Source organism: Actinopolyspora lacussalsi subsp. righensis (assembly GCF_900116555.1).
GTDB classification, from domain to species: domain Bacteria; phylum Actinomycetota; class Actinomycetes; order Mycobacteriales; family Pseudonocardiaceae; genus Actinopolyspora; species Actinopolyspora lacussalsi.
Genome location: NZ_FPAT01000004.1, coordinates 189571 through 206593 on the forward strand (window position 1 = coordinate 189571; position 17023 = coordinate 206593).

The 17023-nt window shown below is 67.2% G+C and carries 21 protein-coding genes and 2 CRISPR repeat arrays; of the genes, 15 read left to right on the forward strand and 6 right to left on the reverse strand.

The annotated features are described in order from the left end of the window. The first annotated feature begins 545 nt into the window (after positions 1 to 545). Positions 546 to 998, forward strand: a complete 453-nt coding sequence (locus BM394_RS22770) for a MerR family transcriptional regulator (RefSeq protein ID WP_092976725.1) — start codon at positions 546 to 548, stop codon at positions 996 to 998. Between the two features lie 1070 nt (positions 999 to 2068). Then, positions 2069 to 2706: a CRISPR direct-repeat array (repeat unit 28 nt; unit sequence GTAGGCCCCGCGCACGCGGGGATGGACC). A 90-nt stretch (positions 2707 to 2796) separates the two neighbouring features. Here the strand turns inward: BM394_RS22770 and BM394_RS09245 are convergent. Then, positions 2797 to 3960 (reverse strand): dipeptidase, encoded by a 1164-nt coding sequence (locus tag BM394_RS09245; RefSeq protein WP_342752666.1) that lies wholly within the window; start codon positions 3958 to 3960, stop codon positions 2797 to 2799. A 269-nt stretch (positions 3961 to 4229) separates the two neighbouring features. Here BM394_RS09245 and BM394_RS09250 point away from each other — a divergent pair, with 269 nt between their 5' ends. The 3 genes from BM394_RS09250 to BM394_RS09260 all read left to right on the forward strand — a co-directional run bounded on the left by BM394_RS09250 (position 4230) and on the right by BM394_RS09260 (position 6055). Beyond that, positions 4230 to 4661, forward strand: a complete 432-nt coding sequence (locus BM394_RS09250; protein ID WP_092926291.1) for an Rrf2 family transcriptional regulator — start codon at positions 4230 to 4232, stop codon at positions 4659 to 4661. A gap of 101 nt (positions 4662 to 4762) precedes the next feature. Further along, a complete protein-coding gene (locus tag BM394_RS09255; RefSeq protein ID WP_092976731.1) occupies positions 4763 to 5515 on the forward strand; it encodes an SDR family NAD(P)-dependent oxidoreductase in 753 nt (250 codons plus the stop codon). A 123-nt stretch (positions 5516 to 5638) separates the two neighbouring features. After that, a complete protein-coding gene (locus BM394_RS09260) occupies positions 5639 to 6055 on the forward strand; it encodes a nuclear transport factor 2 family protein (protein WP_092976734.1) in 417 nt (138 codons plus the stop codon). 110 nt (positions 6056 to 6165) lie between these two features. Here the strand turns inward: BM394_RS09260 and BM394_RS09265 are convergent, their stop codons facing one another. Then, positions 6166 to 6357, reverse strand: a complete 192-nt coding sequence (locus BM394_RS09265; RefSeq protein ID WP_092976737.1) for a DUF397 domain-containing protein — start codon at positions 6355 to 6357, stop codon at positions 6166 to 6168. Positions 6358 to 6681: 324 nt separating this feature from the next. Further along, positions 6682 to 7258: direct repeats of the CRISPR family, unit length 28 nt; unit sequence GTAGGCCCCGCGCACGCGGGGATGGACC. Positions 7259 to 7419: 161 nt separating this feature from the next. Between BM394_RS09265 and BM394_RS09270 the strand changes: the two genes are divergently transcribed. Continuing rightward, positions 7420 to 8181, forward strand: a complete 762-nt coding sequence (locus tag BM394_RS09270; RefSeq protein ID WP_092976740.1) for a DddA-like double-stranded DNA deaminase toxin — start codon at positions 7420 to 7422, stop codon at positions 8179 to 8181. Next, positions 8178 to 8597 (forward strand): Imm1 family immunity protein, encoded by a 420-nt coding sequence (locus BM394_RS09275; protein WP_092976743.1) that lies wholly within the window; start codon positions 8178 to 8180, stop codon positions 8595 to 8597. Before BM394_RS09270 ends, BM394_RS09275 begins: the two co-directional genes overlap by 4 nt. A 568-nt stretch (positions 8598 to 9165) precedes the next feature. On the opposite strand, the gene BM394_RS09280 is transcribed toward BM394_RS09275, so the two are convergent. Further along, a complete protein-coding gene (locus BM394_RS09280; RefSeq protein ID WP_092976746.1) occupies positions 9166 to 9357 on the reverse strand; it encodes a DUF397 domain-containing protein in 192 nt (63 codons plus the stop codon). Next, the gene (locus tag BM394_RS09285; protein WP_092976749.1) at positions 9341 to 10207 is read right to left on the reverse strand and encodes a helix-turn-helix domain-containing protein; all 867 of its coding nucleotides are present in this window, start codon (positions 10205 to 10207) and stop codon (positions 9341 to 9343) included. The genes BM394_RS09280 and BM394_RS09285 overlap by 17 nt, the downstream gene beginning before the upstream one ends. A 133-nt stretch (positions 10208 to 10340) precedes the next feature. Between BM394_RS09285 and BM394_RS09290 the strand changes: the two genes are divergently transcribed. From BM394_RS09290 to BM394_RS09315, 7 genes are all read left to right on the forward strand, one after another. Then, a complete protein-coding gene (locus BM394_RS09290; protein WP_092976752.1) occupies positions 10341 to 10559 on the forward strand; it encodes a hypothetical protein in 219 nt (72 codons plus the stop codon). After that, positions 10556 to 10819 (forward strand): hypothetical protein, encoded by a 264-nt coding sequence (locus BM394_RS09295; protein ID WP_092976755.1) that lies wholly within the window; start codon positions 10556 to 10558, stop codon positions 10817 to 10819. Before BM394_RS09290 ends, BM394_RS09295 begins: the two co-directional genes overlap by 4 nt. Next, positions 10812 to 11081: a hypothetical protein gene (locus BM394_RS22360; protein WP_139235182.1), complete on the forward strand. Its 270-nt coding sequence runs from the start codon at positions 10812 to 10814 to the stop codon at positions 11079 to 11081. The genes BM394_RS09295 and BM394_RS22360 overlap by 8 nt, the downstream gene beginning before the upstream one ends. A 276-nt stretch (positions 11082 to 11357) precedes the next feature. After that, a complete protein-coding gene (locus tag BM394_RS09300; protein WP_175530033.1) occupies positions 11358 to 11615 on the forward strand; it encodes a hypothetical protein in 258 nt (85 codons plus the stop codon). After that, positions 11612 to 12028, forward strand: coding sequence for a hypothetical protein (locus BM394_RS09305; RefSeq protein WP_092976759.1), 417 nt, complete (start codon positions 11612 to 11614; stop codon positions 12026 to 12028). Before BM394_RS09300 ends, BM394_RS09305 begins: the two co-directional genes overlap by 4 nt. A gap of 244 nt (positions 12029 to 12272) precedes the next feature. After that, on the forward strand, positions 12273 to 13118 hold the full coding sequence (locus BM394_RS09310; RefSeq protein ID WP_092976762.1) for a hypothetical protein: 846 nt from the start codon (positions 12273 to 12275) through the stop codon (positions 13116 to 13118). Further along, on the forward strand, positions 13115 to 13336 hold the full coding sequence (locus BM394_RS09315; protein ID WP_092976765.1) for a hypothetical protein: 222 nt from the start codon (positions 13115 to 13117) through the stop codon (positions 13334 to 13336). The genes BM394_RS09310 and BM394_RS09315 overlap by 4 nt, the downstream gene beginning before the upstream one ends. A gap of 94 nt (positions 13337 to 13430) precedes the next feature. Here the strand turns inward: BM394_RS09315 and BM394_RS09320 are convergent, their stop codons facing one another. Continuing rightward, positions 13431 to 13835: a DUF4229 domain-containing protein gene (locus tag BM394_RS09320; protein WP_092977204.1), complete on the reverse strand. Its 405-nt coding sequence runs from the start codon at positions 13833 to 13835 to the stop codon at positions 13431 to 13433. A gap of 169 nt (positions 13836 to 14004) precedes the next feature. On the opposite strand from BM394_RS09320, the gene BM394_RS09325 reads away from it, so the two are divergent. Beyond that, positions 14005 to 14247, forward strand: a complete 243-nt coding sequence (locus BM394_RS09325; protein ID WP_092976768.1) for a BldC family transcriptional regulator — start codon at positions 14005 to 14007, stop codon at positions 14245 to 14247. A 549-nt stretch (positions 14248 to 14796) separates the two neighbouring features. Next, positions 14797 to 14985 carry a hypothetical protein gene (locus BM394_RS09330; protein ID WP_092977205.1) on the forward strand — a complete coding sequence of 63 codons (189 nt, stop codon included), beginning with the start codon at positions 14797 to 14799 and terminating at the stop codon, positions 14983 to 14985. A 340-nt stretch (positions 14986 to 15325) separates the two neighbouring features. On the opposite strand, the gene BM394_RS09335 is transcribed toward BM394_RS09330, so the two are convergent. Continuing rightward, the gene (locus BM394_RS09335; protein WP_092976771.1) at positions 15326 to 16831 is read right to left on the reverse strand and encodes a MinD/ParA family ATP-binding protein; all 1506 of its coding nucleotides are present in this window, start codon (positions 16829 to 16831) and stop codon (positions 15326 to 15328) included. Positions 16832 to 17023: the final 192 nt, after the last annotated feature.

Below are 17023 nucleotides of genomic sequence, written 5' to 3' on the forward strand. Positions count from 1 at the left end.
ACTTCGAGTGCACGAGCGACGTGCCCTTCCCTTCGCGGAGTGTCCAGAACTCGTCGCTTTGAACAAACGAGCGGAGGAGGACTGAACGAAGTGGTTCTCACAGCGCGCTCACGCCGTTAGAATCCCAGCGCAGTGAGTGTAGGCCCCGCGCACGCGGGGATGGACCCAGCGTGTCGATCTCGCTGACACGCCGCAGCAGCGTAGGCCCCGCGCACGCGGGGATGGACTCCTCGACGCCCGTAGAGGAGGGATTCCTGCCCCCGTCGCGCACGGCACCTTGCCCTCGGTTGCGCCGCTCAGGAGTTCACCGATGGCAGTGTCGCAGAGCGTGCGAGCAACGGCGGCCCATTCGATCGGCTGCGCGAGCGAACCGCCGGGTTCCGTACGGCCGACGAGGCCCACACCCGGTGGGGCGCCACCTGGAACAGTCCGCCTCCGCACCGCGACTACGCTTCGCGCTCGGCCATACCGCCGAGGTGCCATTCCCGATTTTTTGGATTATTCTCGGGATCGAAAGGTGTTGGTTCGGCTGTGGGAGGTGTGCCGTGACCACGACCAAACAGCGTGAGCGCGACGAGCTCTTCGACCAGTTCCAGCGGGTCGAGGAGCTCGAGGAGGTCGCCGAACAGGCCTCGGCGCAGCTGGACCCCACCCAGCTCGAACGCTTGCGCTCCGTGGCACGACGCACGCTCGCGGGCATCAAGCCGGTTCGTGTCTCCCTGGCCAGTGAGCTGCTCGACCTCGACGAGAAAACGATCAGGAGTTGGACCGAGGAAGGTGTGCTCACCGAGGCCGACACGGCCAGCACCCGGCGACTGCTGGACCCCGAACGGCTGCACGAGGTGCTGCACATCGTGCGCGAGTTGCGCGCCAACGGCAAACGAGCGGATCTGCTCGACGCGGTGTGGTGGAAGCTCAGCGACCAGGCCGTCCTCGACCGGGAGGACCTGGCCGACAGCCTGGCGGAGATGCGTCGCGGCGACGCGCACAAAGTATGACCGACAGTTATCAATTACTACCGGTGGTGTTGAGATCATCACCGCGTGACCGTTGACGTCGAAATCACCAGCATTGCTCAGCAGCGGCGAAAGGTGCTTCGCAACAAACACGCGAAACACTTCGAGCAGTGGTTGGAGGAGCTCAAACGGGACGGTTGCCGTGCGCTCCAGTACCGCTTGACCGGCGATCTCGTCGAACGAGTCTGCGTACGACACCTCACCGGCCCGCTGCGCGTGATCGTCGCGTTCCACAACGCCGAACACGCCACCATCGTTCTCAATCGGTCCCCACGACGACAGCGACCCCGGCATCGACGTCTACCGGCACCTGTACTCCCTGGCCGGGATCGAAACCCCGTCCGCGCGGACGCGGACGAAACCACCCTGCTGCGACGAAGAAGGGCACCCACCCTCGGACGACGAGGAGATCATCGACCTGGTCCAGCGGGCCCAACGTCTACGACGTCGACGCACAAGCTGATCCCTCGAAGTGGCACATCGGAGGAGGGTCTCCGCTCATGCTGTTCGTGCCCGTCGCTCGCCCACGCATGCGCGGGGTGGCCCCCGACTGGCAACGGATGTGGTCAGAGGATGTGGAACGGCGTGGCTCGGCGGATCACGGTTCGGAGAAACCGCCCTCCCTCGCTGGCCGGGCACTGCCTGCCGACGATAAGTCCGAAGAATGCGTCGATGACGGACACAACGCAGACGAACCAACCAACGACCAGCTGCACGGGCACGTACGGATGGCTCACTCCAGCCAAGGGAAGAGCCGAGGCCGTGCTAGACGAGCGATGTGCCGTCCCTGTCGCGGAGCGCCAGTGAGCTCTTCCTCACCACCACTGAGAGACTCCGGGAGACAGTGGTGTCCCTCGTCCAGCGCTACGATTCAATCCTGCACATCAATCCACAATGGTCATGCGATGACTTGGTGAGCACCCCCGCTTCGGGGTGCTGGAACAAGCCCGGAAACACACGATCGTGCTTCGTCACCACGAACATGGGCAGGAGGACAGAACGAAGTGGTTCTCACAGCGCATTCGCACCGCTAGAATCCCAGCGCAGTGAGTGTAGGCCCCGCGCACGCGGGGATGGACCCCGAGCGCGCCGAACTCGGCCAACTCGGGCGGCGTAGGCCCCGCGCACGCGGGGATGGACCCTAATAACGTCCGCACCCTGGATCTCCTTACCAGTAGGCCCCGCGCACGCGGGGATGGACCGTCGTGCAGACCATAGAGCCACTGGCACGTGTCGTAGGCCCCGCGCACGCGGGGATGGACCTGGGCTAATGAGGCTGGATATCTCACTGGAGGGGTAGGCCCCGCGCACGCGGGGATGGACCCGCCTGCCTGTAGCAGGTCCGCAGCCAGGACAGGTAGGCCCCGCGCACGCGGGGATGGACCTCGATGCGGCCACAGGTGGCGGCGTCTCCGGCAGTAGGCCCCGCGCACGCGGGGATGGACCCCGCGAACGGCCCGTCATGGTCGATGTCGTGGCGTAGGCCCCGCGCACGCGGGGATGGACCGTCCGCCCCGGTCGAATCGAACTCGTCGCAGGGGTAGGCCCCGCGCACGCGGGGATAGACCCAGCACCAGCCCCAGCGCCGGGTCGGCTCCGTAGTAGGCCCCGCGCACGCGGGGATAGACCCAGTAGGAACACTGTTTGCGACAGAAACCCGAGGTAGGCCCCGCACGCGCGGGGATGAACCTGTCGCCCCTGCCGCAGCCGCTTGACCACGAACCCCACCGTCGCCGTCGGCGCTCACCGCGAATCCGGGGCGAAGAAGACCGGCAGCCGGTCAGTCGGGCAGCACCTCGCGCATGACCCGGATTGTGTTGCCGCCCATGATCGCGGCGATGTCGGCCTCGGAATGCCCCCGTTCACGCAGTTCCCGCGTGATCACCGCGATGTCGCTGGTGTCCCAGCCGACCGTCGTCGACCCGTCGTAGTCGCTGCCCAGCGCGGCCGTCTCGATGCCGCCGACGTCGATGACGTGCTCGATGGCGTCGACGACTGCGGCGGGAGTGGTGTCGCAGACGGCGGCGTCCCAGTAGCCGATGCCGACGACTCCGCCGGTACGCGCCACGCCGCGGATCTCCTCGTCGGTCAGGTTGCGGTTGACATCGCAGGTGGCCTGCACACCGCCGTGGCTGTACACCACCGGTTTCGTGGCACGGTCGAGCATCTCGGCCACCGCGCGGTGACTGGAATGTGCGATGTCGACGATGACCCCCCGCTGCTCCAGCTCGTCGAACACCCGGCGGCCCAGGTCGGTGAGTCCGCCCTTGTCGATACCGTGCATCGAGCCGACGACCTCGTTGTCGAAGAAGTGGGCGAAGCTCGCCATCCGCATGCCGGCGTCGAACAGCACCTCGACGTTGCCCTGCTCGCCCTCGAGGTTGTGCAGCCCCTCCACGGAGAAGAGCGCGCCGGTGACCCGCTCACCGGCTTCACGGGCGGCGACCAGCTCGTCGAGGTCGGCTCGGGTGCGGATCCGCACCAGGCGACCGTCGGAACGCGCGGCCGCGTCGCTGAGCTTCTCGGCGTGGTAGAGCGACCGTTCGAGCAGCGAGGTCCACGTCGCCGGTGGCTGCAGCTGGGCGATGGACAGCAGTGTGATGTTGTCGGTGTCGGCGGAGTTGGATTCGTAGTTCTGGCCCCTCGGGGACTTCGACACCGACGAGAACACCTGGAGGCCCACGTTGCCCTCCTCGAGCCGAGGCAGGTCGACGTGCCCTCGGTCGGAGCGCTCGAGCGGGTCACGGTCCCACATCAGCGTGTCGGCGTGCATGTCCACGATCGGCAGCGAGTCGTGCAGCTCCCGCGTGGACGCGTCGACCGAGGGAAGGCGGGTGTCGACGACCTGGTTCATGCGGCGCTCGACGATCCCGGGCGCGAACACGAAGAACGCGATCACCGCGAGCACCACGAAGAACGAGCCAGCACTGACGGTCCACCGCAGCCACCCGCGCTTGATCCGAGCCACGAACGCGAACCGTAGCGCTTTCACCGATCCGTGGTCCATCCCCGCGCACGCTGGGATCGGCCCGGCTCGGCTGTGCACTGGTGACCAGGAATGACACCTCCGAAGCAGCGACGGGCCGGGCGATGCTCTCGACCGTGGCCGGGGCACACCCGGCCCGACCAAGGGCTGCCCTCCGTGGGACTTGCCGCATGCCGTTGTAACGATTAGTGTTACGACTAGGATCGAGCGGAGAGGTGGAGACCGACGTGAGCGCCAACAGCAGACTGACCGTCGCGGCGCACGCCCTGACCTGGATCGGGCTGTATCAGCGGCGCGGTCATGAGGTCGCCACCTCCGAGCAGATCGCGACGAGCGTCAACACCAACCCGGTGGTGATCCGCCGCCTGCTGGCCGAGCTGCGCAAGGCGGGCCTGGCCGACTCACAACGGGGAGCGGGGGCGGGCTGGATGCTCGTGCGGGACCTGGAGACGATCACCCTGCTCGACGTCTACCAGGCGATCGATCCAGGACCGATCTTCGCCTTGCACCGCGCGACACCGAACCCCGAGTGCGTCGTGGGAAACGGCATCGGGCCCGCGATGACCGCCGTGTACGACGAGGTGGAGGCCGCCTTGCGCGGGGAGTTGGCCAAGACCACGTTGGAGGACGTACTGCGGGACGTCTTGAAAGCCGCCTGACCTCGGGCTGTTGACCTTCCCCCTTCGAGGGAAATAGCGGCCCGCGAACATCGGCCATCGATGTAACAAAAATTGTTACAGCAAGGAATCGGAGAAATCCCATGGGACAGCTGGACGACAAGAGCGCCCTCGTCACCGGCGCATCCAGCGGCATCGGGCTGGCGATCGCCCGCCGTTTCGCTGCCGAGGGCGCGACGGTCTACCTCACCGGCCGCCGCGAGGCCGAGCTGGACGCCGCCGTCGCGCGGGTCGGCGCCCGAGGCGTCGCCGTCCAGAGCGACGCCTCGGACCACGGCGACCTCGACCGGCTCTTCGCCGAGATCGCGAACCGCAGCGGCCGACTGGACATCGTGGTGGCCAACGCCGGGGTCGGGGAATACGGTCCGCTCGGCACGATCACCGAGCAGGAGTACGACCGCACGACCTCGATCAATCTCAAGGGCACGGTCTTCATCGTCCAGAAAGCACTGCCGCTGCTGACGACAGGCGCCTCGGTGATGCTGGTCTCCTCCAGCGCGGCCCTGCGGGCCGCCCCGGGCCTGGGCGTCTACGCCGCCACCAAGGCCGCGATCCGCGGCCTCGCCCGCACCTGGGCCGCCGAGCTCGCGGACCGCGGAATCCGCGTCAACACCCTCACCCCCGGCGATGTCGAGACCCCGGGCGGGGACGAACTGCGCGCCGCTTTCCCGCACGGCGATCAGCCCACCGCGGCCGAGCCCGCCACGTTCAGCCCGCTCGGCCGGATCGGCCGTCCCGAGGAGGTCGCCGCCACCGCGCTCTACCTGGCCGGAGACCAGAGCAGCTTCACCACCGGTGCGGAACTGCTCGTCGACGGCGGCGCCACACAGCTCTAGGCACCGATCGGCGATGCGGGACGACCGTGCTCGGCGGATCGCTGAGCGGCAAGCACTTCCTGTTCCAGGGCCGCGGCCCGACCGACACACCACACGCGAACGACAGGACGAAGGACGAGGACGATGGCAACGGATACGCAGACCTCGCGAACCGTGGCGGAGAAGTTCGTGGAGCGCCTCGGCAGGCAGGACCCGGAAGGCGTCCAGGAACTGTTCGCCGCGAAGATCGACTGGTACGTCCCCGGCAGTGACGCGCTGCCCTGGACCGGACGCCGTACCAGCCGGGAGGAGGTCGCGCCGTACTTCACCACGATGTGGCCGCACTTCGAGCCCGGCAGGAGCGAGGTCGCGCTGGATCGCGTCATCGTCGACGGTGGTGACGTGATGCTGCTGGCGGTCTTCACGCACACCGTCGTGTCCACCGGCAAGGAGTTCACCACACCGGTGGCCATGCACCTGGTGGTCGAGGACGGCCGGATCGTCCGCATGCACCTGCACGAGGACACGCTGACCGTCGACAAGGCGTTCACCGCTGACTGAGCGGAGAGGACTCGGGCACTCCGTGGCACGGGGCGGCCCGGCCGGGCGGCACTCCCACGAGAAAGCGCCTCCGGAGCGCATCCGGAGGCGCTGGACCTCTCGCCGCTGAATCAGCCGAACTTCTCGGCCTTCACCGCGTCGATGAACGCCGACCACTGCGGACCGGTAGTGGTGAAGTAACCAGCCGCGCGATCCTTCGTGTCACGCACCGCAGCACCATCCGCGCCACGACCGACCTCGACGCAGTTGCTAACTCGGCCAGAACGGCTCGATTTCCGCCAGTTCGTAGGGTGCAGCTTCATCGCTTACCTCCCGGTATCCCGCCAACCCGGCCATGAACTCAACGGGCCACCCGGCCCTCACTTCACGAAAGGTAGCGCACCCATCGCTTTTCCGTGACTATCCACACCGCCATGCCCCTGAAGACAGCCAAAACCGCGACAGCGTTCCAACCGCACAACAGTCCACAAAGGTTATAACCTGACCCGAAGCGCAGCACGTTCCGAGATATTCCGCAGCAGCCCGACTGCACACGACCGAGCTTCCTCACTACGAACCCCAAGAGAGGCCAGAACGAAGTGGTTCTCACAGCGCTTTCCCGCCGTTAAAATCCCAGCGTAGTGAGTGTAGGCCCCGCGCACGCGGGGATGGACCGGCCGGTGGATCACGCTGTGACCCACCTGATCAGTAGGCCCCGCGCACGCGGGGATGGACCCTCATCCGGGGTGGACGAGGCTGTGACCTGCCCGTAGGCCCCGCGCACGCGGGGATGGACCACGAGTTAGCGTCAAGCCCGTTTGGCATAGTGGGTAGGCCCCGCGCACGCGGGGATGGACCGCGCCGGGAGGCGGCCAACGATCGGTGGAAGCGGTAGGCCCCGCGCACGCGGGGATGGACCAGCCTGCCGCTCGCGGTGCTGGTGTCGACCGGTGTAGGCCCCGCGCACGCGGGGATGGACCCCAGGACATCCGGTGCCGGGTGGCCGCCCCGTCGTAGGCCCCGCGCACGCGGGGATGGACCGAAGAGGTGACCCGTGGACATCGCGAAAGGCCCGTAGGCCCCGCGCACGCGGGGATGGACCCATGCGGGCGGCGGTCTCCAGCCGCTGCGGGTCGTAGGCCCCGCGCACGCGGGGATGGACCATGTCTGGTGTTCAGACGGGAATGATGCTCACCGTAGGCCCCGCGCACGCGGGGATGAATCGAAGGAACGGCCCACGGCAGGTATCGAAGATGCCCCCGAGCAGAGAGCTCGCTCATGAGTCGAGGCATCCGGCGAAGCCCTCGCGCTGCGGCAAGCCAGGAGGTGTTCTCGGAAAGCGACGCGAACAGCCGAAGAACCCCGCGACTAATCCATAGCTCACCATGAGCGCGCTGGAGGAAGTCGGGCAGTCACTGGCGACCACCATCACGAAAGCCACCGAAGCCCAGAAAGCGATCGTCGCGGCCGGAAACACCTGGAACGAACGCGGCCAGAAACTAACCGAACACCTCTCCGGCACCAACAACGCGGACGCCCAGCACCTCCTGGACCAGCACGAGACCACCGCCGAGGACACGCGGGAAGCATGGCGCAAAATCACACTGGCCCTCCGCGCCATCCAGCGGTACCGCACCAGCATCGAAGGGGAGCCGACAAGCGAACTCGGCGCTGCCCCGGGGGCGTCCGCCCCGCGCACTGGCATCAGCAATGCCACCGCGCCGGACGGCTCCGAGTATCCACCCGAGGCAGCGTGGGTGGCGGACACGCTGCCTCGTCGGGTTCGCCCCGGAGACAAGACTGTGGGGTACGCGAACGGCTCGTTCACCGATCGGTTCGTCTCCGGTGTCGATCACGTGTGGACACCGCACATTCAGGAGCGCGCTCGCGGTCTGGGTATGAGCCGGTGGGTGATCAAAGCTCTGAGCAGCCACGTTGAGATGAAGGTGGCGAGCATGATGATTCAGCGAGGTCAGCGGAACGCAGAGGTGGTGATCAACAACGTGCCGTGCGGATCTCGGGCGGACCAGCCGCCCGGCTGTGCACAAGCGTTGGAAAGATTCCTGCCCGGGGAAAGCACACTGACGGTCCACGGCACCACCGAGGCCGGAGAACCATTCACGCAACGGTACGAGGGACGAGCATGACGAACGCGCTCACCGAGGCTCAGCAGCGGGTCAACGCCTTCGGCGTGGTGCTGTCCGCCGAGCACGACCCGGACGAGCTGATCCGTGGGATCACGGAGTGGGAAAGCACGATCGAGGGCGACGATCCGGAGTTCGGTCTGGTGTGGTTCTTCATGCACAGCGCCGAGGAAGGCGCGCGAACGCTCACTGTCGGCCTGCGCCGAACGACCGGAGCCCTGGCGTGGTTCGAGGACGACGCTTTCCTGGTGCCCACCGACGGCACCAACGACGAGCACGTGGATTACTTCTCCACGGAAGGACACCACTTCCCGATGGATTCCCGCACGGAGATACCACGTGAGAAGGCGCTGGCAGCGCTACGCGAGTTCGTCCAGCACGACGCGCTGCCCAACGGCATCGAGTGGGTCGAGCAGTGACGGATTGAGCGATCCCGCGCCGGTTACGAGTGACGTCGTGGTGATCCCCGTCGAGCGCCACGAATCCGGCACGGCGACACAATCCACGATGTCCGCAGGATGACTCGGTAAGCGACCTCGCTTCGAGCAGCGTGCCGAAGCGCCCCCACGACACGAGACCGAGCTCCGTCGCCACGAACGGCCAGAAAGGACACACGAAGTGGTTCTCACAGCGCGTTCAAGCCGCTAGAATCCCAGCGCAGTGAGTGTAGGCCCCGCGCACGCGGGGATGGACCGGCTGATGGTTCGAAGGAAACGTGGCCCGAAACGTAGGCCCCGCGCACGCGGGGATGGACCACGCATTACCGGGGTAGCACGCAAGAGTGTTATGTAGGCCCCGCGCACGGGGGGATGGACCCACCAGCCCGGTCACCAGTAGGGCGCGGGTCATGTAGGCCCCGCGCACGCGGGGATTGGCCGCCCGCATAAGCCCGCGAGCGCACCTCCACGCCGAGGTGAGCAGGCCGAACTCGCACGAAAAAGCGCCTCCGGAACGACTCCGGAGGCGCTGGACTTCACACTGCGGAAATCAGTCGAACTTCTCGGCCTTCACCGCGTCAATGAACGCCGACCACTGGGCATCAGTCGTAGTGAAGTACCCGGCCGAGCGATCCTTGGTGTCACGCACCGCCGCGCCGTCGTTGAAGCGGCCGACCTCGACACAGCTCGTCCGCTGATGCGAACGGCTGGACTTGCGCCAGCCTTCAGGATGTACCGTCATTGCTGTCATCCTCCATTTCGTCTGCACGGCTGGCGATGAACTCCACGGAGGCATCGGGGCTCATCGTCACCTCGTGCAGATTAGTAACCGCTTCCTGGTATGCGTGAGCGGTGCCCGGAGTGTGCAACGACACCGACGAGTGGTACTGCTCCATGTGCACGATCGGCGTAGCCTTCGGGAATTCGAACAGGATGAATGAGCCCATGTGCGCCGGGTGCCACATTGTCGCGCCGCTGCGCAGGATACGAATCTCGATGTTGTCCGACTCGGCCATGTGTACCAGGTGGCGCAGCTGCTCAGTCATCACTTCACGTCCACCGATCGGATCATCGAGTACGGATTCCGTGATGATCGGCACGAAGTGCGGAGCGTTTCGGGTGGTGAGGATTTCACGCCGTCCGATACGCATGAGGACGCGCTGCTCACGCTCGTCGACGGACAGCATTCGCATGATGGAGCGTGCGTAGTCCGAGGTCTGCAGAAGTCCGGGGATCACTCCGGTGGCGACATCGGTGATACGACTGGCGCTGCGCTCGAACTCGATAAGCGTGGTGAGTTCTTTACGCGGGCCGGATCTGCCGGTGGACAACCAATCGGGCTTGTCCGCGTCCCGCGCCATGTCGACTACGCGCTCCCGTTCTGACGCGGATACCCCGAGAGCTCCGAGGTAGGCGGCGACCAGTTCCGGACTCGGCACCGTGGCACCGGTTTCGTACCTCTGGATTTTGACGTGGTTGGTTTCGAGTTCACGTGCCACGGCTCGCAGAGTGAAACCCGCGTTCTCCCGAATTTCTCGCAGTTCAGCGCCAAGGGCACGGGCCTTCGGCGTCCCGCCACTGTTACCTGCCATGTAACAACAGTATCCATGACGAGTGAATATGCACCATCACCTGTTTAGGGTATTGCCCACCTTGGACAAATAACTCATCTTGGTACAAGTAACAAGGTTGGTTACTTGCTCCGTCATGAAATGAGGAACGGTCATGCCACACACCTACGATGTATCGCACCCGGGCATACGGCTGCGGTGCAGGGACGAGTCCGGCTCGTCGTCGCTACGGATCTGGCGGTCACAGTGGACGCCGAGAGTGATCCGGATCGACACGCCGACCGTTTACAACCGAACCGAGTGGACGGTCGAGCAGGCGAAGCTGCTGCGGGACGTGCTCGACGACGCGATCCGGGCGGGCGAGCGGTCATGAGCCATCCACACACCCAGCTTTCCGTCTTCCTGCGGCGCGGCGAGTGGATGCTCAGCGACGCCGCCTTCGAGATCGGCGGGCAGCGCTACACCGCGACGCAGTGCCGCGACACCGCCACCGTGCTCGACGAACTCGCCGCCGCACTGCGGCAACACGCCGCCGCACTGCCGAGCGGCGAGCTCCCAACCGGCGAGCTTCCCCCCGACAGCACTCCCGCTGACAGCACTCCCTCCGACGACGCGAACGAATCGGATGCCTGAGGCACCGCCCCCTGCAGCGCCACCCACCACCCCGCCGGAGCAGCTCCGGGCCGACGCGGCACCCACGGAGATCATGCCCGCCCTGCGGGCGGGGCGCTGGTCCCGCTGGCGCGGCACGCTGCCACTGCCCGCGATCGCGAAGCGCCGACCGGGCAGCAGCGGCCTACCCGCTCGGCCCACCGGAACCAACGCGCCGACAGCCCTCGACCCGCCACACCCACAGCTGCTCGCCCGCGTCCTCACCGGCTTACGCGCCCTGTGAACCACGGCCCGGCCTCGTGAGCCCCGACCTCCGGGCCGGACCGTCCGCCGCCCGGCCGGGCCGCTCCCCTTCCCCGTCCCGGCCGGGCGGTTCCCAACAGCGCGAGAACCGCGCGCCCCGACCACCGAAACGCCAACGATCCCCGGAACGACACGACGATCTCCCGAGCCGACACAGCTACGCGGAAAGGACAACCGGAATGACGACCGCCGAACGCGGAACTCCCCGCACACGGGAGACGGAGCAGGACACGGCGCCGCGCGCCGGTGATGCCTCGTGACCGGTCACCCGACGCGGCCGAACATCGCCCTGAGCCACGACCCCGAACAACTGGACCGCACCATCCACGACATAGCGGCCGGTCGGGCGACCGCCCGGCAGTGCGCCGAGACCGCCTCGGCGCTGCGGCACCTCTCCCACGAACTGAGCGACCACGCCGCCGTACTCGCCTTCGGCGGCCCGCCACCGAGCGAGCAGCCACCCACCACCGGGACAACTCCCGAGGAACCACGGAAGCGAGAGGATTCCGAATGAACACCCATCCGGTCATGCTGCTGGGCACGGCGGTGCTGCTGGTGGGCACCGCGATCGTGCTCGGCGCCTGGGGAAACCGCGTCAGCTACCGTCCCCGCCACGCGGGCGGCAGTGGTCCCGCCGCCCGACGGCTGGCCGCGCTGCGGCTGGAGGCGTACTTCCGGACGGAGCGACCCGCCGCCGAAGTCATCGGCTGGCCGCTGTGCGACCCGGACCGATACCCGCGGCTGTTCGACCTCGCGGCACCGCAACCGGTTTCGCCGCCCGACCCGACGATTCCGGAGCCCGTACAACCGATCCCCGGCGCGACCACCGGGAACGGAAACCCCTCCGGTGCTCCGGGGAACTCCGGAGCCGAGCATCCCGATCTCGCGCTCCTGCGCCGCGTGCTCGACGGACTCCACCGGCTCTAGGGCCTTCCGCCGTCACCCCACCCGCACTGCCCGCTCCTGGTTCTCGTCAATTTCTCGCGAAATCGTCGCCCCGGCCACACGTACGAGGCAAGAAACGGGAAAAACACTGGGACGAACGGGTAACGCGAGGTCACCGCTTCGGGCAACTCCCCTTCCGACGCTCCTGCCGCGCTGACTACCTTCACAGCGGATAAACGAAGCACGGCATCATTCCCCGATTCCTCCCACCGTGGAAGGAGAAAGAATGCCCGCCCCGGAGAAAACCTCCACCGAAACGGAACTGGTACGCGACCCCTGGCTGAAGCAGTTCCACACCAAACAGGGCACTCCCAGAAGCGGGGACGTCACACGGTACGTGGATTTCAGGTACAGCTGGGTGGACTACTTCGAGCACTGGGAAGCGTACTACCTCGCCAGGGAGGACTCCGCGGACATCCCCGTCACGGTGCACCTGGAGTTCGACTACCCGGAGCTGATGCTTCCGCCGGGAGCACCCGAGGACGCGAAGGTCGTGGACCTCAACGGGTGGGGAAATCAGGGCTACATCCAGCAGGGGATTCCCACCACCAAGGGGGCCCACTACAGGCTCTCGTACTGGGTCGGGTTCGACATGCACGAGCTCGCCAAGGGCGGGAAGAAGATGGCGGCACGAGGATACGTGCTGGACGGCTACAGCAAAAAGGAGCTGAACGAGAAAACCGTCACGGTGGTGCACGAGAACGGCACCGTGAACTCCAAGAACAAAAGCCCGAAGCCGAACTGGAAGAAGACCGAGACGACCTTCACCGCGCAGTCGGCACTGACCATCATCCGGCTGGTCGACTGGACGGGACCGGAGAAAGATCCCGGAACGAAGCGGGACGGCATTATCGGAGCGGACGTCACGGGAATATCCGTTCGGAAAGCGGGATCCTCCGACGATGACGATAACCAGGACGACACCGGCAAGGACCGCGAGCAACTGCGCAAGGAACTAGAGGAGTGCAGGAAGAACTGCCAGCGGAAGGCCGACGACGCCTACCGGGAGGGACGCAAGGATGCCTGGAAGGACGCCTGGAAACGCTACAAGATCAACAAGGGTGACCAATGACCACGCCTGACGACCTCACCGACCACCGGGAGGACAACGTGTCGAACGAGTACCGTCGCGGACTCGTCGACGGCGAGGAACACGGACAGCGGGACAAGCGCTCGGGTAAGCCGAAGGAACAGCACCAGCGGGACGGGACGCGCGGCTACCGGGACGGCTACGCCGACGGGTATTCCGACGGCTGGACCCTCGCCCCCGATCCCGAGCAGGGTGACTGATCGGAGCACACGACTCGGGGCGGCGCCTGTCCGGTGTCGATTTCTCGCGAAATCGCCGGACGGGTGGGGGCGCGCACCGAACCGGAAGGTGAGTTCAGTCACGAGGCGGGTCGGAGTCCGAGGGCTCGTCGTCCACCGGGGGGTCGGATTCGACGCTGTCGGCCTCACCGCGCAGCTGCGCCCGCAACTGTTCTTTACGTTCCGAGCGCTCGGCGGCCCGCTCGGCCATGCCCGTGGCCACCCTGCGGCGCAGCCCTGCGAAGACCACCAGGGAAAGCGGCATGGCCACCACCACGGCCACGGCCAGCGCCACCAGCAGCGGAACATCGAAAAGCATCAGTACGGCAGCCAGCACGGCGAGCAGTCCGAACCTGGCGACGGTGTAGAGCGTGATATCCCGCGCGAGGTTGCCACCGCGCGGTGGCCGGTCCGCGCCGGAGGTCTCCCGGTCGCGCGGTCCCTCCGGGCCCTCGGGCGTTCCCTGCTGCTGTTGCTGCACGTCAGCCAGGGTAGAGGACGGCTCCACGGCACCACGCTCCGCCCGAACCGCACCTTTCGTCCCTTACTTTCCCTTTACCTGGACCCAACGGTTCGAGTACCTGCCCCCATCAGTGCCAGGATGCGACCGGAATGCCCGGATACCATCCATTCGACCGTGGAGGTCACCAGTGACAGCGTCGACCCAACAGATCCCGCAGAACGGCCAGGACCATCTGCTCACCCCAGGAGAGGTCGCCGCTATGTTCCGGGTTGACCCGAAAACCGTGACCCGCTGGGCCACCGCGGGCCGGATCGGCTCGATCCGCACGCCGGGCGGACACCGTCGGTTCCGCGAGTCCGAGGTCCGCACGATGCTCGCCGAGCTGACCAACGACGCGGACATGGTCAACGGAATCGGCACCGCCCGCTGACCGGAGTTCCCAGTTGATCGGAGTTCCCAGTTGATCGAAATTCCCAGTTGATCGGGGTTCTCCGCGCACCCTCCACCGGGTGCTCACCCGACTAAGGGTGAACGGTGAACCACGGCCCGGCCGAGCCGACGCCTTGCTGTGTGGCAGGGCACGGGGACCGCGAGGCACGAACCTTCGAGGTCACGAACCCTGCCGTCCGGCAATGCGACCGGCTCGGCCCCGGCCGCAACCACACCCAGCGTCGCTCCCGGCCACCGAGGCCACTCCGCTCCACCGGGGCGGCGGCAGGACCGGATTCGCCAGCGGACGACCACCGCCGCGGTCCCGTGCGGCGACCGCCCCCATCCGCGCGACACTCCTCACCGCATCGCGCGATGCTCGGCACTCCTACCGGTTTCGCCGACCGGTTATCATGGAACTTCGCACGCCACACGGATCGGACAAATCCCCGCGCCACGGCGAGCGATCCGGCATGCGGCAACGAACAGCGGGACGAGTCCCCTTAACCGGCGGATCCGCTGCCCCGACGGAACAACGGAGGTGACCACGATGGTCTACATCCTGGCGGCAATCGGTGCCATAACGCTCGTCGTGCTGCTGTGGCAGGGCTTCGGTCCCATTCGGGAGACGTTGGAGAAGCACACCGAGCAGCCCCAACGCCCAACCGCGCCGGACGACGACCCCGACTTCCTCCGCCGGATCTCCGAGCAGCAGCGCAAGCCCCGCGACGAGAACTGAGGTACCCCGGCCGGTGCCCGTGGCCGGGCTCCGGCCGCTGGGGCCGTAAATTTCCCACGAAATTGACGCCACCCAGTACGGCGGTGCGCGGCGCGGGCGGCGTCAATTTCTCGCGAAATCGCCGCGCCCCTTCGACGCAAAACCGAACTCCGACCACTCCCGCAGACCGAACTCCCACCACTCACGCAGCCGGCACCGCCGCGGGTTCTCGCGTGCGGCTCTCGCGAGGACACCGGAGACGTTGTGTAGTAACTACCCGATGTCTCCGGACCCGCAGCGAGAGCCGTGCGCGAGGTTCCGCCAAGCTAGCCCTTCGGCAGCCTGCGAAGTAAACGTCTCGTCAGCCTGCCTGCTGCCTACCGGCGGCGTGCGGGAAGTCGTCGGCGACGGTGGCCGCCAGTTCGAGCAGCGCCAGCCTGGTGGGAGCGGCCAGCTGGTCCAGATCGACCTCCGCGCCCTCCTCCAGGTGCGGATCGAACGGGATCTTGGACACCGAGCGGCAGCGCGAACCGAAGTGCGCGGCCAGCTTGTCGACGTCGACCTTGCCGGACCCCGGCCGCACCGAGTTGATGATCGCCACCGAGCGCGACACCAGCTCGCCGTAACCGTGGGCGTCCAGCCAGTCCAGTGTGGCCGAAGCACTGCGCGCGCCGTCGATGGAGCCCGGCGAGACGATGACGAGCGAGTCCGCGACGTCCAGCACGCCTTTCATCGCGGAGTGCATCAGCCCGGTCCCGCAGTCGGTGAGCACCACGTTGTAGAAGTGCTCCAGCAGGTCGACGGCGGTGCGGTAGTCGTTCTCGCTGAACGCCTCGGAAACCGCGGGGTCCTGCTCGCTGGCGAGGATCTCCAGCCTGCTCGGCCCCTGCGAGGTGTAGGAGCGCACGTCGCTGTACTTGCGGATGCGCTGCGCGTCCCGCAACAGGTGGCGCACCGTCGCGGTGGTCTCCAGCGGGATCTTCTGGCTCAGCGTCCCACGGTCCGGGTTGGCGTCCACCGCGACCACCCGATCACCGCGCAGCGAGGAGAACGTGGAGCCGAGCGTGGCGGTGGTCGTGGTCTTGCCGACCCCGCCCTTGAGGCTGAGCATGGCGATCTTGTAGCAGCCGTAGAGCGGCTGGTTGATGCGCGAGATCAGCTCCCTGCGGTGCACATCCGCCGGGCTCTCGCCCGGGTTGATGGTCTTCCCGCTGGCGAGGTAGACCGCGCGCCGCCAACCCGACTGCGGCGGGCGCTTGGACTGCCGCAGCAACTGCGCCGAGGACAGGTCCTGCGCGGCGGCGGGGTCCTGCTGTCCGGGCGGCACCTGCTGCGCCCCGGGAACGGCCTGCCCCGGCTGGGGTTGCTGCCCCGGCTGGGGCTGCTGACCGGGTTGGGGCTGGACCCACTGCTGCCCCGGGGCGGGGGGCTGGTTGGGCGCCTGCTGGCCGGGCGCGTACCCCTGTGGCGGATAGGGCTGCTGCCCCTGTGCGGCGGCGTACGGCCCGGAGGTGCTCCCCGGAGCCGGATACGGGCCGGAGGGGACGCCGGGCGGCATCTGGTACGGACCGGACTGCGCCTGGTTCGGGTCACCGCCGGGAACCGGCCTGGGTCCGGAAGCCGCGGGATTGGCGTACGGGTTGACCGCCGGGTTCGGACCGGACTGGGGGTACTGCCCCGGCGCCTGGTACTGCTGTGCCTGCTCGGGATGGCCTCCCGCGGGCGGGGCGGGAGCGCCGTAGTCGGGGGCGGCGTGCCCCGACTGGGACGAGCTCTCGGCCGACTCCGCGTTCGGTTCCGCTCCTCCCCCGGCGGGAAACCGTCCCGAATCCTGCCGGGCGTCCGGCTCGTCGTTTCTTCCGGTCACCGTTCGAATCCTCCAAGAACGAATCGAGACCTACCCGGCCCGTGTGCACGGTAGTGGCGGAAACTCATCCGGTTCACGGCGGGCGGCCGACGCGGGACCCCGGCCCGCGCCGTTTCCCGCGGGCCCGCCCGGATCACCGGGCCATACCACAACCGCGATCTTACGGACAATATCCACGATCACGCGAGTACC

Bases quoted from the DNA above. Each gene is read 5' to 3' on its own strand.
- BM394_RS09255 (WP_092976731.1), top strand. From the start codon at position 4,763: ATGGGACAGCTGGACGACAAGAGCGCCCTCGTCACCGGCGCATCCAGC.
- BM394_RS09260 (WP_092976734.1), top strand. From the start codon at position 5,639: ATGGCAACGGATACGCAGACCTCGCGAACCGTGGCGGAGAAGTTCGTG.
- BM394_RS09265 (WP_092976737.1), bottom strand. From the start codon at position 6,357: ATGAAGCTGCACCCTACGAACTGGCGGAAATCGAGCCGTTCTGGCCGA.
- BM394_RS09270 (WP_092976740.1), top strand. From the start codon at position 7,420: ATGAGCGCGCTGGAGGAAGTCGGGCAGTCACTGGCGACCACCATCACG.
- BM394_RS09275 (WP_092976743.1), top strand. From the start codon at position 8,178: ATGACGAACGCGCTCACCGAGGCTCAGCAGCGGGTCAACGCCTTCGGC.
- BM394_RS09280 (WP_092976746.1), bottom strand. From the start codon at position 9,357: ATGACGGTACATCCTGAAGGCTGGCGCAAGTCCAGCCGTTCGCATCAG.
- BM394_RS09285 (WP_092976749.1), bottom strand. From the start codon at position 10,207: ATGGCAGGTAACAGTGGCGGGACGCCGAAGGCCCGTGCCCTTGGCGCT.
- BM394_RS09290 (WP_092976752.1), top strand. From the start codon at position 10,341: ATGCCACACACCTACGATGTATCGCACCCGGGCATACGGCTGCGGTGC.
- BM394_RS09295 (WP_092976755.1), top strand. From the start codon at position 10,556: ATGAGCCATCCACACACCCAGCTTTCCGTCTTCCTGCGGCGCGGCGAG.
- BM394_RS22360 (WP_139235182.1), top strand. From the start codon at position 10,812: ATGCCTGAGGCACCGCCCCCTGCAGCGCCACCCACCACCCCGCCGGAG.
- BM394_RS09305 (WP_092976759.1), top strand. From the start codon at position 11,612: ATGAACACCCATCCGGTCATGCTGCTGGGCACGGCGGTGCTGCTGGTG.
- BM394_RS09310 (WP_092976762.1), top strand. From the start codon at position 12,273: ATGCCCGCCCCGGAGAAAACCTCCACCGAAACGGAACTGGTACGCGAC.
- BM394_RS09315 (WP_092976765.1), top strand. From the start codon at position 13,115: ATGACCACGCCTGACGACCTCACCGACCACCGGGAGGACAACGTGTCG.
- BM394_RS09330 (WP_092977205.1), top strand. From the start codon at position 14,797: ATGGTCTACATCCTGGCGGCAATCGGTGCCATAACGCTCGTCGTGCTG.